Consider the following 19,847-nt stretch of genomic DNA (forward strand, 5'->3'; position numbering starts at 1 on the left):
CAGGGATGCGTGCTGCCGCAACCATCCTGGAATCAATCCGGCCAGCAGGGCATTGCCCCGGGCCATGGAGGACATCGCATGACACTGACCAACCCGTTGCGCACGGCCAGCCAGCGCCGCCGCCTGATTACCGCCGCGCTGGTGCTTGCCACCGGCCTGGCCTATGGGCTACTGCCCGGCCGCGCCGAAGCGCAGTCGAAGAACATCGATCCCAAGGTGCTGCGCATCGGCTACCAGAAGTACGGCACGCTGACGCTGCTGAAGGCGCGCGGCACGCTGGAAAAGCGCCTGGCGCCGCAAGGCATCACCGTCAAATGGACCGAGTTCCCCGCCGGCCCGCAACTGCTTGAGGGGCTGAACGTCGGTGCCGTCGATTTCGGCACCGTCGGCGAGGCGCCGCCGATCTTTGCGCAGGCCGCGGGGGCGCAACTGGTCTACGTCGGCAATGAGCCGCCGGCGCCGGTGGCCGAGGCCATCGTCGTGCCCAAGGGTTCGGCGATCCGCTCGGTGGCGGAACTGCGCGGCAAGCGCGTGGCGCTGAACAAGGGCTCGAACGTGCATTACCTGCTGGTGCGCCAGCTGGAGAAAGCCGGCATCCCTTACAGCGAGATCCAGCCGGTCTACCTGCCGCCGGCCGATGCGCGTGCCGCCTTCGAGCGCGGCGCGGTCGATGCCTGGGTGATCTGGGACCCGTTCCTCGCGGCTGCCGAGAAGCAGCTGGTTGCGCGCGTGCTCGCCGATGGCCGCGGCGCGGACGGCAAGAACGTGGTCAGCAACCACCAGTTCTACCTGGCCTCGCGCCCCTATGCACAAGCCAAGCCGGAGATCGTCAGCCTGATCCTGGACGAACTGGCCACGCTGGGCACCTGGGCGCAAAACAACCCCAAGGAGGCCACCACGGTGCTGACCGGCGAAACCGGGCTGCCGGCCGATGTGCTTGAGCTCGCCGTCTCGCGCTTCTCGTACGGCGCACGCCCGGTCAGCGCCGGGGTGCTGGCCGAGCAGCAGCGCATCGCCGACGCCTTCCACTCGCTCAAGCTGATCCCCAGGCCAGTCAAGGTGGCCGATGCGCGCTGGGACGTGCCGCAGCAGCAGGCGAAGCGATAGCCACCTCCATCGGCAGGAACAATAGGACAACGACATGCAAGTATTCTGGTTCATCCCCACCCACGGCGACAGCCGCTACCTCGGCACTTCGGAAGGCGCGCGCGAGGTCAGCTTCGATTACCTGAAGCAGGTTGCCGTGGCCGCCGATACGCTGGGCTACGAAGGCGTGCTGATCCCGACCGGGCGCTCGTGCGAAGACCCATGGGTGGCGGCATCGGCGCTGGCGGCCGTCACGCAGCGCCTGAAATTCCTGGTCGCGGTGCGCCCCGGCCTGATGGCGCCGACGCTGGCCGCACGGATGGCGGCAACCTTCGACCGCATTTCCAACGGCCGGCTGCTGATCAACCTGGTCACCGGCGGCGATACCGCCGAGCTGGAAGGCGACGGCCTGTTCCTGGACCACGCCGCGCGCTACGAGGCCTCGGCCGAGTTCCTGCGCATCTGGCGCCAGGTGCTGGCCGCCAGCCATGACGGCGACAAGGTGGATTTCGAGGGCAAGCACCTGTCCGTGAAGGGTGCCACCGTCCTCTATCCGCCGCTGCAGCAGCCGCATCCGCCGGTGTACTTCGGCGGGTCGTCGGCGCCGGCGCATGCGCTGGCCGGCGAGCAGGTCGATACCTACCTGACCTGGGGCGAGCCGCCCGCTGACGTGGCGCAGAAGCTCGACGAGGTGCGCCGGCAGGCCGCGCGCCATGGCCGCACGGTGAAGTTCGGTATCCGCCTGCATGTGATCGTGCGCGAGACCGAAGCCGCCGCCTGGGTTGCGGCGGACGACCTGATCAGCCGGCTCGATGACGAGACCGTGGCGCGTGCGCAAGCCGTGTTCGCCAAGATGGATTCTGAAGGGCAGCGCCGCATGGCCGCGCTGCACGCGGGCGGCGCGCGCCGCACGCGCGAGGCGCTGGAGATCAGCCCAAACCTGTGGGCCGGCGTTGGCCTGGTGCGCGGCGGTGCCGGCACCGCGCTGGTGGGCGATCCGCACACCGTGGCCGAGCGCATGCGCGAATACGCCGAGCTGGGCATCGACACCTTCGTGCTGTCCGGCTACCCGCACCTGGAAGAGGCCTACCGCTTTGCCGAACTGGTGTTCCCGCTGCTGCCGCGCTCGGTGCGCGACAAGCTGCCGGGCAAGGTGCTGTCGGGCCCGTTCGGTGAAGTCATGGCGACTGGCATCGTGCCGCGCGCCGCGCAGAGCTGAGGGGAGGGCAATCATGAACGCTCCTCTATTGCAGCCGCTGCGCCAGGGACCTCGGGCGCTGGCGCGCGCGCTGGCTCCGTGGATCGTGCCGGTGCTGCTGATCGTGGTCTGGCAACTGGCCTCGCGGAACGGCTGGCTCTCCAGCCGCGTGTTGCCGGCCCCGCTGGCGGTGGTGCAGGCCGCCTGGGAGCTGGCGCGCTCGGGCGAGCTGTGGAAGCACGTCGGGGTCAGCACCTGGCGCGCGCTGGTGGGGTTTGCCATCGGCGGCGGGCTGGGGCTGCTGCTGGGGCTGCTGACCGGCACCTTCCGCACCGCGGCCACGCTGCTCGACAGCACGCTGCAGATGGTGCGCAATATCCCGGCGCTGGCCTTGATCCCGCTGGTGATCCTGTGGTTCGGCATCGACGAGACCGCCAAGCTGTTCCTGGTGTCGCTGGGCGTGTTCTTCCCGGTCTACCTGAACACGTATCACGGCATCCGCTCGGTCGATACGGGGCTGGTGGAGATGGCGCGCAGCTACGGCCTGTCCGGCTGGCAGCTGTACCGCGAGGTCATCCTGCCCGGCGCGCTGCCGGGCATCCTGGTGGGCGTGCGTTTCGCGCTCGGGTTGATGTGGGTGGTGCTGATCGTGGCGGAGACCATCTCCGCGCAATCGGGCATTGGCTACATGACCATGAACGCGCGTGAGTTCCTGCAAACCGACGTGGTGCTGGTGGGCATCCTGCTCTATGCGCTGCTGGGCAAGCTGGCCGACTGGCTGTCGCGCGGGCTGGAGCGCTACTGGCTGCGCTGGCATCCGGGCTACGCCGCGGCCTGACCGGCCCGTCGCCCCAATCAAGCAAGGAGATCGAGATGCAGATGTATCCGGTAGAACAGGCTGCGCTGGTGGAACTGGAAGCGGGCCTCGCGCGCCGCGAGGCGGCACAGCCGGCGGCGGAGGCGCCGCGCAAGGCAGGCGGCGTGGCGCTGCACGTGCGCCAGGTGGTCAAGCGCTATGACGGCCGCGAAGTGCTGCACAACGTGGCGCTGGACGTGGCGCCGGGCGAGTTCCTGGCGATCGTCGGGCGCAGCGGCTGCGGCAAGAGCACGCTGCTGCGGCTGGTGGCGGGACTGGAAGCAGCCGATGGCGGCAGCATCACCGTCGACGGTGAATCCGCGGCGAAGGGCCGCGCGCGGCACGCCGACGTGCGCGTGATGTTCCAGGACGCAAGGCTGCTGCCGTGGAAGCGCGTGCTGGACAACGTCGCGCTGGGCCTGCCGCGCGCACGCCGCGGTGAAGCCGCCGATGTGCTGGCGCAGGTGGGCCTGGCCGACCGCGCCAGGGAGTGGCCCGCACGCCTGTCCGGCGGCCAGCGCCAGCGCGTGGCCCTCGCGCGCGCGCTGGTCCACCATCCACAGCTGTTGCTGCTGGATGAACCGCTGGGCGCGCTGGATGCGCTCACGCGCATCGAGATGCAGGGGCTGATCGAATCGCTGTGGCGCCGCCTTGGCTTCACGGCGCTGCTGGTCACGCACGATGTGTCGGAAGCTGTGGCGCTGGCCGACCGCATCGTGCTGATCGAGGACGGCCGCATTGCCATGGATGAGCGCGTGGCGCTGGCGCGCCCGCGCGAACGCGGCGCGGCGGGCTTTGCGCAGCTGGAGGCCGCGGTGCTGCAGCGGGTGATGCGGCAAGTGCCGCAGGCGCAGGTACCGTCGCATGCAGGTGCGCATGCCGACCCGGCCGCCACGACCGCGCCGCTGAAGGTGAGCTGGGCAGCGTGACCGTGCCACCCGCGGCAATGTGCGCCGCGCATATCGACAGGCCGTAATCTTCATTCGCTCGCGCGCGCTGACCTCCTATCATGAGCAGGCAGGCCGATGCAGTGCGACCGCACAGAGGGCGCATGAAGCGCCCGTCATCACTAATCCGACCAAGGGGCCGAGGGGCCCGGTCAACCCAAGGAATGCCATGCCAGGCGTGCATGAACCCGCGGGCGCAGTGCCTGCGCTCCAACGTTATCTGGAATCGCTGCCGCGCCAGCCGCTGGCTGACCGGCAATTGTGGCGCGACGCGCGCGGGCAGGTGCAGGGCCAGTTCTTCAACTGCTCGCTGACCAGCGCGTTCGAGCCGCTGGTGACGCTGGCAGACCGGCAGCTGGTGGCGCATGAAGGTTCGATCCACACCTACGCAGAGGACGGCGTGGGCCTGGCGGCATGGAAGCTGTTTGCGATGGCGGCCGACGACAACACCCTGGTGTCGCTGGACCGGCTTTCGCGCCTGCTGCATGCCATCAACTACTTTGCCGCCGAAGGCGAGCACAAGCTGGTGCTGAACGTGCATAACCGGCTGCTGGCCGCGGTCACCGACGACCACGGCGCTGCCTTCCGGCGCGCATTGCAGTCGCTGGGCCTGCCGCTGGAGCGCTTTGTGATCCAGGTGCCGGCCAGCGCCAATGACGACCTGGCATTGCTGTTGCATGTCGTTGGCAACTATCGGCGCAACGGTTTCGCGGTAAGCCTGCAGGCGTCGGATCCGGCGGAAGCCGGTGCGCTGATGGCGCACGCGTTGCCGGACTGGCTCAAGCTGGACATGCGCCGCACCTGGACCGACCGTCAGCTGTCGGGCCTGCGTGCCAGCGCGGCCAACGCTGGCGTAACGCTGATCGGGCGGCGCCTGCAGAGCGCCGAAAGCATCGAGCGCCTGCAGGCCGCGGGCATCGGCCTGGGGCAGGGCGCCTTCGCCGGCGCGCCGGTCAGTGCGGCAGGGCTGCGCACAGGCCTGGCGAGCGCCGCGCATGCATTGGACAAGGAGGTGGTATGACCCAAGCGAACCGGCTATCCGGCGGCCATGGCACGCGCCTGGACATTCCGCGGCACCTGCAGGTGCTGACCGTGCCGGGGCTGCACGGCAGCGGCCCGGGACACTGGCAGAGCCGCTGGGAGCAGCGCTTCCCCGACTGGCAGCGGGTGGAGCAGCACGACTGGTCGCGCCCCAGCCTGCCGCTGTGGGCCGAGCGCGTCTCCGAAGGCGTGATGCGCGCCCAGCGCGTGGCCGCGCGCGGCGCGGTGCTGGTGGCGCACAGCTTCGGCTGCCTGGCGTCGTTGCGCCAGGCGGCGCTGGATCCGGTCGGCATTGCCGGCGCATTGCTGGTGGCGCCGGCCGATCCGGACAAATTTGGCGTGGCGGCGCTGCTGCCGACCTACCGGCTGCCGTTCCCGACCATCCTGGTCGCCAGCCGCAACGACCCCTGGATGCCGCAGCGCACCGCTTTCAGCTGGGGCACGCTGTGGGGCAGCGAACTGGTCGATGCGGGCAGCCTGGGCCACATCAATGCCGATTCCGCACTGGGCGAGTGGCCTGAAGGCCTCGCGCTGCTCGATACCCTGGTCCAGCGCATCGCGCAGGCAGGCGATGCCGGCTCCGTAAGTGAGTCATCCGGCGCCTGGGAGACGGGCATCGAGGTGGTGTCTACCGTCCCTTATATCTAAACCGTCTAAGAAAATTCATAAAGATTCGTTCTGTTTATAAGGACGACTCTGCAGAATCTGTCTCGTAAGCCGGCGCAATATGCGCTGGCGTCATAAAGAACGGCCCGCCGGGTGCCAGCCATCAGGGTCCGGCGGCGCACCGCTCACAGACGAGACGACATGCCTCCATCCATTTCCCTGGCGGACACGCCGCCAGCCGCCCCTCGCGCCCCTGATTCCGGCGCCGCGCGCGCGCCGCGCAGCCCGTCCAGGCAGCGCTTTACGGTGCTCCCCGGCTTCGGCCTGTCGCTGGGCTTCACGCTGTTCTACCTGACGCTGATCGTCCTGATCCCGCTGTCGGCCACGTTCCTGAAGACCTTCACGATGACGTGGGACGCGTTCTGGACTTCGGTCACGGCGCCGCGCGTGGTGGCGTCGCTGCAGCTGAGCTTTGGCGCGTCGCTGGTGGCGGCCATCGTCAATACGGTGTTCGGGCTGGTGGTGGCCTGGGTGCTGGTGCGCTACCGCTTCCCGGGCAAGCGCCTGATCGACGCGCTGGTGGACCTGCCGTTCGCGCTGCCCACGGCGGTGGCCGGTATCGCGCTGACGGCGCTGTTTGCCGGCAATGGCTGGATCGGCCGCTATCTCGAGCCGCTTGGCATCAAGGTCGCGTTCACGCCGCTGGGGGTGGTGGTGGCGCTGACCTTTATCGGCCTGCCGTTCGTGGTGCGCACGGTGCAGCCGGTGCTGGAGGATGTTGAGCAGGAGCTGGAGGAGGCCGCTGCCAGCCTCGGCGCCAACCGCCTGCAGACTTTCCAGCGCGTGATCCTGCCCGCCATCCTGCCGGCGCTGCTGACGGGGTTTGCGCTATCGTTCGCGCGCGCCACCGGCGAGTACGGCTCGGTGGTCTTTATCTCCGGCAACATGCCGATGGTGTCGGAGATCGCACCGCTGATGATCTATTCCAAGCTGGAGCAATACGACTACGCCGGCGCCACCGCGGTGGCGGTGGTGATGCTGGTGATTTCCTTCGGGCTGCTGCTGCTGATCAACCTGCTGCAGGCCTGGACGCGCCGCCATCAATCCGGTGTGCGCGCCGCGCTGGCACCTGAAGCGCCCGCCACGGGCAAGGAGTTCTGACATGGCCGGCGCAGTTGCGGGACGCCTGGGCGGGCAAGGCAACGCCCCGGCCCATCACAGGTTTGACGCCACCGGCGAAGCGCCGTGGGTGCGCTACACGCTGATCACGGTGGCGGTGCTGTTCCTCACGCTGTTCCTGTTCGTGCCGCTGGCTTCGGTGTTCTATGAAGCCTTGCGCAAGGGCGTGCAGACCTACTGGGAAGCGTTGATCGAGCCCGACGCACTCGCCGCGATCCAGCTCACGCTGACAGTGGCGGCGATCGCGGTGCCGCTGAACGTGGTGTTCGGCGTGGCGGCGGCCTGGGCCATCGCCAAGTTCGACTTCCGCGGCAAGAACCTGCTGATCACGCTGATCGACCTGCCGTTCTCGGTGTCGCCGGTGATCTCCGGCCTGGTCTACGTGCTGCTGTTCGGTGCGCAGGGCTGGCTGGGGCCGTGGCTGGAAGCGCACGACATCAAGATCATGTTCGCGGTGCCGGGCATCGTGCTGGCCACCATCTTCGTGACCTTCCCCTTTGTTGCGCGCGAGCTGATCCCGCTGATGCAGGCGCAGGGCAGTGAAGAGGAAGAGGCCGCGATCGTGCTGGGCGCCTCGGGCTGGCAGACCTTCCGCCATATCACGCTGCCCAATATCCGCTGGGGCCTGCTGTATGGCGTGATCCTGTGCAATGCGCGGGCGATGGGCGAGTTCGGCGCGGTCTCGGTGGTATCGGGCCATATCCGCGGACTGACCAACACCATGCCGCTGCATGTTGAGATCCTCTACAACGAGTACAACTTCGCGGCGGCCTTTGCGGTGGCTTCGCTGCTGACGCTGCTGGCGCTGGTCACGCTCGGCATCAAGACGCTGGTGGAATTGCGCGCCCGCAAGGAAATCGAAGAGGCTGCACCAGAGCGGCCGCTGGCAAGTTTGCAAGGACAAGCATCATGAGCATCCAGGTCAAGAACGTAGAGAAGCGCTTTGGCGACTTTGTCGCGCTGGACAACGTCTCGCTCGATTTCGACGAAGGCGAGCTGACCGCGCTGCTGGGGCCGTCCGGCTGCGGCAAGACCACGCTGCTGCGCATCATCGCCGGCCTGGAGCGCGCCGATGCGGGCCAGATCGTGCTGGCCGGGCGCGATGCCTCGGACCAGCATGTGCGCCAGCGCCAGGTGGGTTTCGTGTTCCAGCACTATGCGCTGTTCAAGCATATGAGCGTGTTCGAGAACGTGGCCTTCGGCCTGCGCGTCAAGCCGCGCGCCGAGCGCCCGGGCGAAGCGCAGATCCGCGACAAGGTGCGTTCGCTGCTGGAGCTGGTGCAGCTCGACTGGCTCGCCGACCGCTACCCGTCGCAGCTCTCCGGCGGCCAGCGCCAGCGTATCGCGCTGGCGCGCGCGCTGGCGGTGGAGCCGCGCGTGCTGCTGCTGGACGAACCGTTCGGCGCGCTCGATGCCAAGGTGCGCAAGGAGCTGCGCCGCTGGCTGCGCCGCCTGCACGATGAACTGCACGTGACCAGCGTGTTCGTCACCCATGACCAGGAAGAAGCGCTGGAAGTGGCCGACCAGGTGGTGCTGATGAACCGCGGCCACGTGGAGCAGTATGGCTCGCCCGAGGCCGTCTACAACCATCCGGCCACGCCCTTCGTGTTCGGCTTCCTCGGCAACGTGAACCTGTTCCACGGCCGCCTGGAAGTGGGCGAGAGCGGCGGCTTGCTGCATACCGGCGAAGCGGTGCTGCCGGTGGTCGGCAGCGGCCATGAGACCGCCGGCGACGCGGTGGCCTATGTGCGCCCCCATGACCTCGACCTGGAACGCTATTCGCCCGGCGCCGACGGCATCGCCGTGACGCTGCGCCGCGCGCTGACGCTGGGCCCGGTGGCGCAGCTTGAACTCGAACGTGAAGACAACCAGGACGTGATCGAAGTCGCGCTGCCGCTGGAGCGCTTCCGCCATGCGGGCTTCCGCGAAGGCGAACTGCTCGCGGTGCGCCCGCGCCAGCTGCGTGTGTTCACGCAACCGCGTACCACGTCCACCCAACAAGAAAAGGCGACGTCATGAACTTCCAGCAACTCCGATCGATCCGCGAGGCGGTGCGCCGCCAGTTCAACCTGACCGAAGTCGCCAACGCGCTCTACACCTCGCAGCCCGGCGTGTCGCGCCAGATCCGCGAGCTGGAAGAAGAACTGGGGGTGGAGATCTTCGAGCGCTACGGCAAGCGCCTGACCGGCCTGACCGAGCCCGGGCGCGAGATCGTGCGCATCGTCGAACGCCTGCTGCTGGAGGCCGAGAACCTGCGCCAGGCCGGCGACGAATACGCCGGCCGCCATACCGGCCGCCTGACCGTTGCCACCACCCACACCCAGGCACGCTATGCACTGCCGCGCGTGGTGCAGGCATTCCGCCGCGAATACCCGCATGTGACGCTGGCACTGCAGGAGGCGTCGCCCACGCATATCGTTGAGCTGCTGCTGACGGGGCAGGCCGATATCGGCATCGCCACCGAGGCCCTGGCCACCGAGGCCGGGCTGACCTCGTTCGAGGCCTACAGCTGGCAGCACGTGCTGGTGGTCTCGCCCGGCCATCCGCTCACGCGCCTGCCCGAGCCCACGCTCGAAGACGTGGCCGGCTTCCAGCTCATCACCTACGACGCCGGCTTCACCGGCCGCCGCAAGATCGACAGCGCCTTTGCCGAGGCCGGCCTGCAGCCGGAGATCGTGCTGACCGCGCTGGACGCCGACGTGATCAAGACCTACGCCGAACTGGACCTGGGCGTGGGCATCATTGCCTCGATGGCCTATGACGAGCGCAAGGATTCCGGCCTGGTGCGGATCTCGGCCGACCACCTGTTCGCGCCCAACACCACCAGCGTGGCGGTGCGGCGGGGTGCCTACCTGCGCGGCTATGCGCACGCCTTTATCAACATGTTTGCGCCGCACCTGTCGCCCGACACCGTCAGCAGCGCGCTGTCCGAGCAGGAGCGCCAGGCCCTGGCGGCCTGATTCCGGCCTGGTTGCGGACGGCCGCCAGGCGGCGCAGGGGCCACCCGAGCGCCGCCGGCCCTGCGCCGTCCGCCCCGGCACGGTGCCGTTCGCGCCCCGTGCCCGCCGTTCGTCGCAAGAGACTTTCTTCGTGCCCGGGTGAGGGGTACATTGCTTGCACGTGCCCGCGGCTTGCCGTCCGGCGAGCGCCGCACGTGCACCGCAGTGCAACAAAGCTTGCGCGCGGCCGCCGGTCTGCAAGGGCCGGACAAGGGAGAGAGAGACGATCATGCGCGACGACGAACCGCTGCTGCGCTGGCAGTGGCGCGGCTATGCCCGCAACCACCAGCATCCCCGCAACCTGCTGCTGCATATCGTGGCCGTGCCGATGTTCATGGCTGGCACCGTGCTGGGCCTCTACGGCCTGTTGCGCCTGAGCCTGCCGGCGGTGGCGCTGGGGCTGGTGTGCATGGGCATGTCGATGGCCCTGCAGGGCCGGGGGCACCGGCTGGAAGCCCACGCGCCGGAACCGTTTGCCGGGCCGGCGGACATCGCCGGCCGCATCCTGGCCGAGCAGTGGATCACCTTCCCGCGCTATGTGCTGTCCGGCCAATGGTGGCGCGCGCTGGCCGGCCGGCGTGCCGGGCAGGGCGGCTGAGGTGGCCAGCGCTGCCCGCCTCATCACATTCCCGCATTGCGCCAGGCTCAGTCCGCGCTAACATGAACGCCATGGACCGCTGCTTCTCCAACGTCGCCACCGCCATCCCCTCCCGGCTCAATATCCTCGGCCGCGACCTTCTGTTCGTGCTGTGCATGAACTCGGTGATCGCCATCAGCCTGAACTACGGCTTCCAGACCGGCGGCAGCCTGTGGCACAACTTTGTCTACAGCCAGCTGATCGGCCTGTCGATCTGGGTGCTGATCGACATTCCGCGCGTGGTGATCTGGTGGAACGACCGGCCGCGCCGCTGGCCGTTCCTGCTGCTGGCCGCCGCCGCGGTGCCCGCGGGCGTGGTGTTCGGCAGCTGGGCCACGCGCGTGGCACTGGACCTGCCGCCCAAATCCGCGGACGAAGCCGGCGGCATGCTGCGCATGTGCCTGGTGGTGGGCATGCTGGCCGCGGCCTCGATGATCTATTTCTACTGGTCGCGCGAGAAGCTCGCGTCGCTCGAGCGCCAGGCCGCGCTGGACGCCCTGCAGCGCGAGGAAGCCGAAAAGCAGCTGGTGCGCGCGCAGCTGATGGCGCTGCAGGCGCAGATCGAGCCGCATTTCCTGTTCAACTCGCTGGCCAACCTCGACGGGCTGATCGCCACCGACCCGCCCGCCGCGCGCCAGTTGCTGCAGCGCCTGATCGGTTTCCTGCGCATGTCGCTGGCGCATACCCGCGCCGAGCAATGCACGCTGCGGCAGGAGTTCGAGCTGCTGCGCAGCTACCTGGACATCCAGGGCATGCGCTTCGGCCAGCGGCTCTCGTTCGACATCGACCTGCCGCGCGAACTGGCGAAGGTGGAGATCCCGCCCATGCTGATCCAGCCGCTGGTGGAAAACGCGGTCACGCACGGCATCGAGCCCTGCATGATCGGCGGCCATATCCGGCTGTCGGCGCGCGCGGCCGGCGACAATGCGGTGCAGGTCATCATCGCCGATACCGGCGTGGGCTTCGGCCATGCCTCGGGCAAGGGCTCGGGCCTGGGCATTACGCACGTGCGCGAGCGGCTGGCGCGTATCTTTGGCGCGGCGGCCTCCATGCAGATGGAAGAGAACACCCCGAGAGGCGTGGTGGTGCGGCTGACGCTGCCGCTGGAGCGCCCGGCCGAAGCGCCCACCCTGACCCAGACAGTCACCAGCGTGCCGGAGGGCATGCCAGTATCGACGCCGGCCATGCAACGGCTCTGAGGCGCACCGCCTGCCAGCACGCCTGACAAGACGAACGGCTGGCACCGCCCGTGGGCGGTGCCGCTGACAACGTCAGGACCCATCCACCACCCCAACGCCCCCATGACCCCGACCCTTCTGATCGCCGACGACGAAGCGCTGCTGGCGCGCGTGCTGGAATCCGAACTGATGTCGCTGTGGCCCGAGGCCCGTATCGTTTCCGTGGTCCACGACGGCGTGGCCGCGCTGGCGGCGGCACGCGAGCACCAGCCGCGCGTGGCCTTCCTGGATATCCGCATGCCGGGAATGAGCGGCATGGACGTGGCGCGCGAACTGATCGAATTCGACACCCCGCCGCTGGTGGTCTTCGTGACCGCATACGACCAGTTCGCGCTGGAGGCGTTCGAGCGCGCCGCGGTGGACTATGTGCTCAAGCCGGTCCAGCGCGAACGGCTTGAGGCCACGGTGCAGCGCCTGAAGGACCGCCTGGCCGGCCCCGCCGACGATGAAGACACCGAGGCCGAAGCCTCGATCGCGGAGACGGACCGGCTTGGCCAGCTGCTGGCGCGGCTGGAATCGCTGGAGCATGCCACGCCAGGCCCGGGCGGCGCGCCGCAGCGGCAGTACCTGCGCTTTATCAAGGCACTGGTGGGGCAGGAGGTGCGCATCATCCCCGTGGACGAAGTCATCTACCTGGAGGCCACCGACAAGTACGTCAACGTGGTCTCCGGCGCCGGCGAAGCGCTGATCCGCACCAGCCTGCGCGAGCTGACGCAGCAGCTGGACCCGGAGCGCTTCTGGCAGGTGCACCGCGGCACCGTGGTCAACATCACCTGCGTGGCCAGCGCGGTCAATCAGTCGCTGGGACGGCTGTCGCTGCGGCTGCGCGACCGTCCTGAACTGCTGCCGGTGGCGCGACAGTACGCGCACCTGTTCAAGCAGATGTGAGGCATGCCCGCGGGCGGCGTGGCCGCCACCTGGCTGCAGAGGGCAGGGCTTTTCCTCTATGATGCGGGCTTCGGCCCGTATTTTTTGGGCTGCCGCCTCCTGTCCTGCCGCATAGCCCCTGCCACCAGCGCCATGTCCACCGCCGCACTCGATCCCACGCGCAATCCCCTTCGTCATGACGCCCAGGTGATCGGGCTGGTTGGCCTGGCCCACGGGGTCTCCCACTTCTACCACCTGTTGCTGGCTCCGCTGTTCCCGTGGATCAAGGCGGAATTCGGCCTGAGCTATGCCGAGCTGGGCCTGCTGATGACGGTGTTCTTCGCGGTCTCGGCGGTGGTGCAGACCGCGTCCGGCTTTGTGGTCGACCGCTTCGGCGCGCGGCCGGTGCTGTTCGCCGGGCTGGCCTTCCTGGGCGCCGCGGCCTTGCTGCTGTCGACCAGTTCCGGCTACGCCGCGCTGTTGTTCGGCGCGGCCGTGGCGGGGTTGGGCAACGGTGTATTCCACCCGGCCGACTTCACGCTGCTGAACAAGCATGTGTCGCAGCCCCGGCTGGGCCATGCGTTCTCGGTGCACGGCATTTCCGGCAACCTGGGCTGGGCCGCGGCGCCGCTGTTCCTGGTGGCGGTCGCCAACCTGGCCAGCTGGCGCGTGGCGCTGGCGGCGGCCTCGGCGGTGGCCTTTATCGTGCTGGCCGTGCTGGTAGTGCTGCGCCATGTGCTGGACCCGCGCGAAGTGCAGGGCGCCGTGGGCCGGCCCGCGGCCAAGGCTGCGGCAGGGGTGGCCACAGCCGGCGGCAGCGTGCTGGGCTTCCTGCGGCTGCCGCAGGTATGGGTGTGCTGGGCTTTCTTCCTGCTGACCACGTTCTCCGCAGCCGGCATCCAGAGCTTTGCCCCGACCGCGCTGACCTACCTGTACGGCATGCCCTTCACGCTGGCGACCGCGTCCTACACCATCTACATGCTGTGCAGCGCCGGCGGCATGATCGTCGGCGGCTTTGCCGCCGGCCGCACCAGCAACCATGACCGGCTGATCGCGGTGAGCTTCACGGTGTCGGGGCTGATGGCGGTGCTGGTCGGGCTGAACCTGGTGCCGGCGCTGCTGGTGCCGGTGCTGATGGGCGTGATCGGCTTTGGCGCCGGTACCGCCGGGCCGTCGCGTGACCTGCTGGTGCGCGCCGCCGCCCCCGCCGGTGCCACCGGGCGCGTCTATGGCGTGGTCTACTCGGGCCTGGATATCGGCCTGGCGTGCGGCCCGCTGTTCTTCGGTGCGCTGATGGATGCAAAGCTGCCGGCCTGGGTGTTCTTCATGATCGGCGGTTTCCAGCTGCTGTCGATCTTCACCGCGGTGACAGTGGGCAACGGCAACCGCTCGCGCCGCGGCGCGGCGGCGGGCCAGGCGGAGGCCGCCTAGCCCGGGCCGGGCCACCCAAGCACCGCCTTCCGAATTCGATCGCCTGAGGATGCTTTCATGTCAATGACGCCGGCCAATACCACCCAGCCTGACGATTCCGAACACGGCACGCCGCTGCCGGGCGGCCATATCCTGGTCGATGCGCTGCTGGCGCACGGCGCCGAGCTGGCCTTCGGCGTGCCGGGCGAAAGCTACCTGGCCGTGCTCGACGGCTTCCACCGCCGCCGCGACCAGTTGCGCTTCATCATCTGCCGCCAGGAGGGCGGGGCCGCGGTGATGGCCGAGGCCTACGGCAAGCTGACCGGCCGCCCCGGGCTGGCCTTCTGCACGCGCGGGCCGGGCGCCACCAATGCCAGTATCGGCGTGCACACCGCCTTCCAGGACTCGACGCCGATGATTCTGTTCATCGGCCAGGTCGGCACCGACTTCATGGACCGGGAGGCCTTCCAGGAAATCGACTACCGCCGCATGTTCGGCCAGATGGCCAAGTGGGTGGCGCAGATCGACCGGGTCGAACGCATCCCCGAATACATTGCGCGCGCCTACCAGACCGCCACCTCGGGCCGTCCGGGCCCGGTGGTGCTGGCGCTGCCCGAAGACATGCTGGCGCAGACTGCCGCCGTGCCGCAGTTGCAGGCCTACCAGCGCGTCATGAGCTGGCCCGGCGAGGCCGACCTGGCGCGGCTGGCCGAGATGCTCGACGCCGCCGAGCGTCCCTTCGTGCTGGCCGGCGGCAGCGGCTGGACGCCGCAGGCCTGCGCCGACCTGCAGGCCTTTGCCGAGCGCTTCGCGCTGCCGGTGGGCTGCGCCTTCCGCGGCCAGGACCTGTTCGACAACCGCCATCCCAACTACGCCGGCGATGTCGGCATCGGCATCAACCCGGCGCTGGCCGAGCGCGTCCGCAACGCCGACCTGGTGCTGGCCGTCGGCCCGCGCCTGGGTGAGATGACCACCGGCGGCTACGCGCTGATCGCCGCGCCGCGTCCCGCGCAAAAGCTGATCCACGTGCACGCCGGCGCCGAGGAACTGGGCAGCGTCTACCAGGCCGACCTGATGATCCAGGCCTCGATGCCGGCCATCGCCGCGCGCCTGGCCGGCCTGCAGCCTCCCGCCGAGCCGCGCTGGCAGGCGTGGACAGAAGCCACGCACGCCGACTACGAACGCTACCTGCAGCCGCCCCCATTTACTGGACAGGGCGTCGACATGGCCGAAGTCATCCGCACGCTGGACCAGCTGCTGCCGGCCGACGCGGTCGTGACCAATGGCGCCGGCAACTACGCCGGCTGGCTGCACCGGTATTTCCACTACCGCCCGTTCACCAGCGGCCGCCGCGGCCAGCTGGCCCCGACCAGCGGCGCGATGGGTTATGGCGTGCCGGCGGCGGTCGGCGCCAAGATCGCGTTCCCGCAACGCACCGTGGTGGCGCTGGCCGGCGATGGCTGCTTCCTGATGAATGGCCAGGAACTGGCTACGTCGATGCAGTACCAGGCGCCGGTGATCTTCATCGTCGTCAACAACGGCATGTACGGCACCATCCGGATGCATCAGGAGCGCGAATACCCGACCCATGTCTCGGGCACCGAGCTGCACAACCCCGACTTTGCCGCGCTGGCGCGCGCCTATGGCGCGCGCGGCGCCACCGTGACCACGACCGAAGCCTTTGCCCCGGCATTGCGCGAGGCATTGGCCGCGCCGGTCTCCACGCTGATCGAGATCCAGGTGGACCCGGACGTGATCACGCCGCGCACCACGCTGAGCGCCATCCGCGCGCAGGCGCTGGCCAGCCAGCAACAGTGAGGCCGAGCTGCCCGACCGGATACTTTCTTACCTATCAGGAGACCATCGATGAAGCCTGTCACCACCGACCTGTGCGACGCGCATGAAGACCGCCTTGCCGACGGCACCTTGCGCGTGATGGCGCCGGTGTTTCGCGCCTTCGGCAAGCAGGGCGCCTTTGCCGGCCCCGCGGCTACGCTCAAGGTGTTCGAAGACAACTCGCTGGTGCGCACCGCGCTGGAAGCGCCGGGGCAGGGCCGCGTGCTGGTGATCGACGGCGGCGGCTCGCTGCGCTGCGCGCTGGTGGGCGGCAACCTTGGCCTGCTGGCCGAGAAGAACGGCTGGGTCGGCATCGTCGTCAACGGCTGCATCCGCGATACCGCCGAGCTGGACGTGTGCGACATCGGCATCCGCGCGCTCGCCGTGCATCCGCAGAAAAGCCAGAAGCGCAACGTCGGCGAAAGCGACGTCGCGGTGCAGATGCCCGGCGCGGTGGTGCGCCCGGGCAACTGGATCTACGTCGATGCCGACGGCGTGCTGGTCTCGGACGAAAGGCTGGGGAACTGAGCATGCCGCGCGTCTTTGTCTACGGCACGCTGCGCGCCGGCGAGGTCAACGACCTGAACGCCGCCGCGCAGCGCCACGGCATTGCCGCGCCCACGCTGCTGGGCACGGGGACGATCGCGGGCAGGCTCTTTGACTTCGGCACCTATCCCGGCCTGGTGCTGGACGCCAGTGGCGGGCCGGTCGTGGGCGATCTCTATGAGATTGCCGAGGCGCTGTTGCCGGTGCTCGACGAGATTGAAGAGGTTTATCCCGGCCAGGCCACGCTGTTCGTGCGCGAGGAACGGCCCGTGTTGCACAACGGCCAGCCTGTCGCCTGCCTGCTGTACCCGGTGGCCGAGTCCGCGGTGGCCACGCTGCCGCGCATCGACAGCGGCGACTGGGTGGCCTATCGCCGCGCACGCGATACCGCCGCGGCCTGAGCCCCGGCTCGTTTCAAACAGACGGCGCCCATTCGCGGCGCCGTTTGCTTTTGCGTAGCATGGCCGGCGATGACATCGAACAATGGAATCGACGGCCATGAACGCTCCGCAATCCCTGCCGCCGCAGGTCTTCCCCCGGCAGTTCTTTATCCACGCCGGCGACGTGCGGCTGTGCGCCACCAGTTGGGGCGAGCCCGGGCCAGGGCGGCCCACCATCGTCCTGGTGCACGGCTATCCCGACAGCAGCGAGGTCTGGCACGGCGTGGCGGCGCAGTTGGCGGGGCGCTTCCATGTGGTGGCCTATGACGTGCGCGGGGCAGGGCGCTCAACCGCGCCGTGCGCGACTGACGCTTACCGGCTGCAGAAGCTTGCCGATGATTTCATCGCAGTCATCGGCGCGGTCTCGCCGCAGCGCCCGGTGCACCTTGTCGGCCACGACTGGGGTTCGATCCAGAGCTGGGAGTTCGTGACCGACGCTCGGCTGCAAGGTCGCATCGCCTCATTCACCTCATGCTCCGGTCCCTGCCTGGACCACGCGGCAATCGGCCTGCGCGAACTGCGCGGGCAGCGGTCGCTGGCTGCCTTGGGCAAGACATTGAGGCAGCTGGCGGCATCCTGGTATATCGGCGCCTTCCATCTGCCGTGGCTGCCTGAGCTGACCTGGCGGCTGTGGCTCGGCCGTGCGTGGCCGCGCTACCTGCGCCTGACCGAGGGCCTGCGCACGGGGCCCAGCCTCACACAAACCGCCGACGGTTGCCATGGTGTGCGCTTGTACCGTGCCAACTTCCTGCCCGTACTGCGTGCCCCGCGCCACTGTCATGCCCATGCGCCGGTGCAGGTGATCGTGCCGTTGCATGACCGGTATGTGAAGCCGGCGCTGACTGAAGACGTGCACCGCTGGACCACGCAACTCTGGCGCCGCACCGTGCCCGCGCACCATTGGCTGCCGCTGGCCGACGCCCAGGGGTTTGCCATCATGGTGCGGGAATTTGTCGAGCATATGGAAGGGGAGCCGGCCTCACCGGCGCTGCTCGCCGCGCGCCTGCGCTAGCGGAGGCGGCGCATCCTGCGCATTTTTCACGATGTGGAAAGATGTTTTGGACCGCAAAAATACATGGTTTGCGTAGCACAACACCATTTCTCATGATGGAAGATTATGTCCCGCATCGTGAAATAAAATAGATAAGTCATTGAATTATTGAAAGAAAAAACTAAAGGGAAATTGCGGATCCAGGTTGTTGCAACGCGGGAGGGTTCTCTACACTCTTATATAAGACTCATGACCTGAGACGCGAGAAACGGCAGCGGACGCAGCAGCCCCACGACGCAGCCCAGCTCAGGTGATCAACAGATTCTCAGCCATCCCCGCATCATCAGGAGAGTGACCATGACCCGCCAAGAACAGATCCAGGCCCTGCAGAAAGACTGGGATACCAATCCCCGCTGGAAAGGGATCAAGCGCAATTTCACCGCCGAAGACGTGGTGCGCCTGCGTGGTTCGGTCCAGGTCGAGCACACCCTGGCCCGCCGCGGTTCCGAGAAGCTGTGGAACCTGCTGCACACGGAGCCGTTCGTCAACTCGCTCGGCGCGCTGACCGGCAACCAGGCCATGCAGCAAGTGAAGGCCGGCCTGAAGGCTATTTACCTGTCGGGGTGGCAAGTCGCAGGCGACGCCAACCTGGCCGGTGAAATGTACCCCGACCAGTCGCTGTACCCGGCCAACTCGGTGCCGCAAGTCGTCAAGCGCATCAACAACACCTTCCAGCGCGCCGACCAGATCCAGTGGAGCGAAGGCAAGGGCGACACCGACTTCTTCGCCCCGATCGTGGCGGATGCTGAAGCCGGTTTCGGCGGCGTGCTGAACGCGTTCGAACTGATGAAGTCGATGATCGAAGCGGGCGCCGCCGGCGTGCACTTCGAAGACCAGCTCGCTTCGGTGAAGAAGTGCGGCCACATGGGTGGCAAGGTGCTGGTGCCGACCCGCGAAGCCGTTGCCAAGCTGACCGCTGCCCGCCTGGCCGCCGACGTCTCGGGCGTGCCGACCCTGGTGATCGCCCGTACCGACGCCGAGGCCGCGGACCTGCTGACCTCGGACGTGGACGACAACGACAAGCCGTTCTGCACCGGCGAGCGCACCGTGGAAGGTTTCTACCGCGTGCGCAACGGCCTGGAGCAGTCGATCTCGCGCGCCCTGGCCTACGCTGAAGTGGCTGACCTGGTGTGGTGCGAAACCGGCAAGCCGGACCTCGAGTTCGCCAAGAAGTTTGCCGAAGCCGTGCACGCCAAGTTCCCGGGCAAGATGCTGGCCTACAACTGCTCGCCGTCGTTCAACTGGAAAAAGAACCTGGACGACGCGACCATCGCCAAGTTCCAGAGGGAACTGGGCGCGATGGGCTACAAGTTCCAGTTCATCACGCTGGCCGGCTTCCACTCGCTGAACTACTCGATGTTCAACCTGGCCTACGGCTACGCCCGCAACCAGATGAGCGCGTTCGTGGAACTGCAGGAAGCCGAATTCAAGGCCGCCGAGAAGGGTTTCACCGCGGTCAAGCACCAGCGCGAAGTCGGCACCGGCTACTTCGACGCCGTGACCCAGACCATCGAAGGCGGCCAGTCGTCGACGACCGCACTGAAGGGTTCGACCGAAGACGAGCAGTTCTTCGAAGACAAGAAAGTGGCCTGACTCTCCTGGTCACCCCTGCCGGAACGTGGGTCCGGCGGTTAAGGAAGGCGTGCGACCATCACGCCTTCTGATTTAGGCGCCGCGCCGTTCTCTCTCAGGGACGGCGCGTTTTTTTGTTTTCCAATGCTGGGGCGGGTTAGCGGGTAGCTGTTCAACGGGTGTTCAAAACTCAAACTCCATGCAGAGTTACCGCCCAAGCCTGGCCGGGCTCACGCCGGCTATTTAGAAGCCTGACGCGGGACAGGTCAATGCCCGCATCTTCCAGAGCGGCGCGCATTCTCAAGTTATGTGTGCCGCCTCTTTTGCTTCGTGCCTTA

At 68.1% G+C, this 19,847-nt stretch carries 19 protein-coding genes; all 19 read left to right on the forward strand.

The features are described 5' to 3' along the window. Positions 1 to 78 precede the first annotated feature (78 nt). A complete protein-coding gene (locus AC3WVS_RS19560) occupies positions 79 to 1,107 on the forward strand; it encodes a sulfonate ABC transporter substrate-binding protein (protein WP_492319968.1) in 1,029 nt (342 codons plus the stop codon). Between the two features lie 34 nt (positions 1,108 to 1,141). Further along, complete coding sequence (gene ssuD / locus AC3WVS_RS19565) at positions 1,142 to 2,305, forward strand: FMNH2-dependent alkanesulfonate monooxygenase (RefSeq protein ID WP_492319969.1); 1,164 nt, start codon at positions 1,142 to 1,144, stop codon at positions 2,303 to 2,305. Positions 2,306 to 2,318: 13 nt separating this feature from the next. Beyond that, positions 2,319 to 3,122 carry an aliphatic sulfonate ABC transporter permease SsuC gene (ssuC, locus tag AC3WVS_RS19570; protein WP_492319970.1) on the forward strand — a complete coding sequence of 268 codons (804 nt, stop codon included), beginning with the start codon at positions 2,319 to 2,321 and terminating at the stop codon, positions 3,120 to 3,122. Positions 3,123 to 3,157: 35 nt separating this feature from the next. Then, entirely contained in the window at positions 3,158 to 4,069 is a 912-nt protein-coding gene (locus tag AC3WVS_RS19575; protein ID WP_492319971.1) for an ATP-binding cassette domain-containing protein, read from the forward strand. A gap of 187 nt (positions 4,070 to 4,256) precedes the next feature. Next, a complete protein-coding gene (locus tag AC3WVS_RS19580) occupies positions 4,257 to 5,108 on the forward strand; it encodes an EAL domain-containing protein (protein WP_492319972.1) in 852 nt (283 codons plus the stop codon). Next, complete coding sequence (locus AC3WVS_RS19585; RefSeq protein WP_492319973.1) at positions 5,105 to 5,776, forward strand: RBBP9/YdeN family alpha/beta hydrolase; 672 nt, start codon at positions 5,105 to 5,107, stop codon at positions 5,774 to 5,776. Before AC3WVS_RS19580 ends, AC3WVS_RS19585 begins: the two co-directional genes overlap by 4 nt. A gap of 159 nt (positions 5,777 to 5,935) precedes the next feature. Continuing rightward, positions 5,936 to 6,895: a sulfate ABC transporter permease subunit CysT gene (gene cysT, locus AC3WVS_RS19590; RefSeq protein ID WP_058697938.1), complete on the forward strand. Its 960-nt coding sequence runs from the start codon at positions 5,936 to 5,938 to the stop codon at positions 6,893 to 6,895. Between the two features lies 1 nt (position 6,896). After that, positions 6,897 to 7,826, forward strand: coding sequence for a sulfate ABC transporter permease subunit CysW (cysW, locus tag AC3WVS_RS19595; protein ID WP_492319974.1), 930 nt, complete (start codon positions 6,897 to 6,899; stop codon positions 7,824 to 7,826). Continuing rightward, positions 7,823 to 8,932 carry a sulfate/molybdate ABC transporter ATP-binding protein gene (locus tag AC3WVS_RS19600; RefSeq protein ID WP_492319975.1) on the forward strand — a complete coding sequence of 370 codons (1,110 nt, stop codon included), beginning with the start codon at positions 7,823 to 7,825 and terminating at the stop codon, positions 8,930 to 8,932. The genes cysW and AC3WVS_RS19600 overlap by 4 nt, the downstream gene beginning before the upstream one ends. Continuing rightward, complete coding sequence (locus AC3WVS_RS19605; protein WP_010810505.1) at positions 8,929 to 9,873, forward strand: CysB family HTH-type transcriptional regulator; 945 nt, start codon at positions 8,929 to 8,931, stop codon at positions 9,871 to 9,873. Before AC3WVS_RS19600 ends, AC3WVS_RS19605 begins: the two co-directional genes overlap by 4 nt. 268 nt (positions 9,874 to 10,141) lie before the next feature. Then, positions 10,142 to 10,510, forward strand: coding sequence for a DUF962 domain-containing protein (locus AC3WVS_RS19610; RefSeq protein WP_010810506.1), 369 nt, complete (start codon positions 10,142 to 10,144; stop codon positions 10,508 to 10,510). A 62-nt stretch (positions 10,511 to 10,572) separates the two neighbouring features. Further along, positions 10,573 to 11,748, forward strand: coding sequence for a sensor histidine kinase (locus AC3WVS_RS19615; protein WP_492319976.1), 1,176 nt, complete (start codon positions 10,573 to 10,575; stop codon positions 11,746 to 11,748). 102 nt (positions 11,749 to 11,850) lie between these two features. Next, positions 11,851 to 12,675, forward strand: a complete 825-nt coding sequence (locus tag AC3WVS_RS19620) for a LytR/AlgR family response regulator transcription factor (RefSeq protein WP_010810508.1) — start codon at positions 11,851 to 11,853, stop codon at positions 12,673 to 12,675. A gap of 132 nt (positions 12,676 to 12,807) precedes the next feature. Further along, complete coding sequence (locus tag AC3WVS_RS19625; RefSeq protein WP_492319977.1) at positions 12,808 to 14,085, forward strand: MFS transporter; 1,278 nt, start codon at positions 12,808 to 12,810, stop codon at positions 14,083 to 14,085. Between the two features lie 57 nt (positions 14,086 to 14,142). Continuing rightward, on the forward strand, positions 14,143 to 15,882 hold the full coding sequence (locus AC3WVS_RS19630) for a thiamine pyrophosphate-binding protein (RefSeq protein ID WP_492319978.1): 1,740 nt from the start codon (positions 14,143 to 14,145) through the stop codon (positions 15,880 to 15,882). Between the two features lie 48 nt (positions 15,883 to 15,930). After that, on the forward strand, positions 15,931 to 16,428 hold the full coding sequence (gene rraA / locus AC3WVS_RS19635) for a ribonuclease E activity regulator RraA (RefSeq protein ID WP_011615564.1): 498 nt from the start codon (positions 15,931 to 15,933) through the stop codon (positions 16,426 to 16,428). A gap of 2 nt (positions 16,429 to 16,430) precedes the next feature. Further along, positions 16,431 to 16,847, forward strand: coding sequence for a gamma-glutamylcyclotransferase family protein (locus tag AC3WVS_RS19640; RefSeq protein WP_492319979.1), 417 nt, complete (start codon positions 16,431 to 16,433; stop codon positions 16,845 to 16,847). An 82-nt stretch (positions 16,848 to 16,929) separates the two neighbouring features. Continuing rightward, positions 16,930 to 17,898 carry an alpha/beta fold hydrolase gene (locus AC3WVS_RS19645; protein ID WP_492319980.1) on the forward strand — a complete coding sequence of 323 codons (969 nt, stop codon included), beginning with the start codon at positions 16,930 to 16,932 and terminating at the stop codon, positions 17,896 to 17,898. 336 nt (positions 17,899 to 18,234) lie between these two features. Further along, a complete protein-coding gene (gene aceA / locus AC3WVS_RS19650) occupies positions 18,235 to 19,530 on the forward strand; it encodes an isocitrate lyase (protein ID WP_010810514.1) in 1,296 nt (431 codons plus the stop codon). Positions 19,531 to 19,847: the final 317 nt, after the last annotated feature.

The sequence above is a fragment of the Cupriavidus sp. CPT47-8839-RL05A genome (assembly GCF_058792255.1).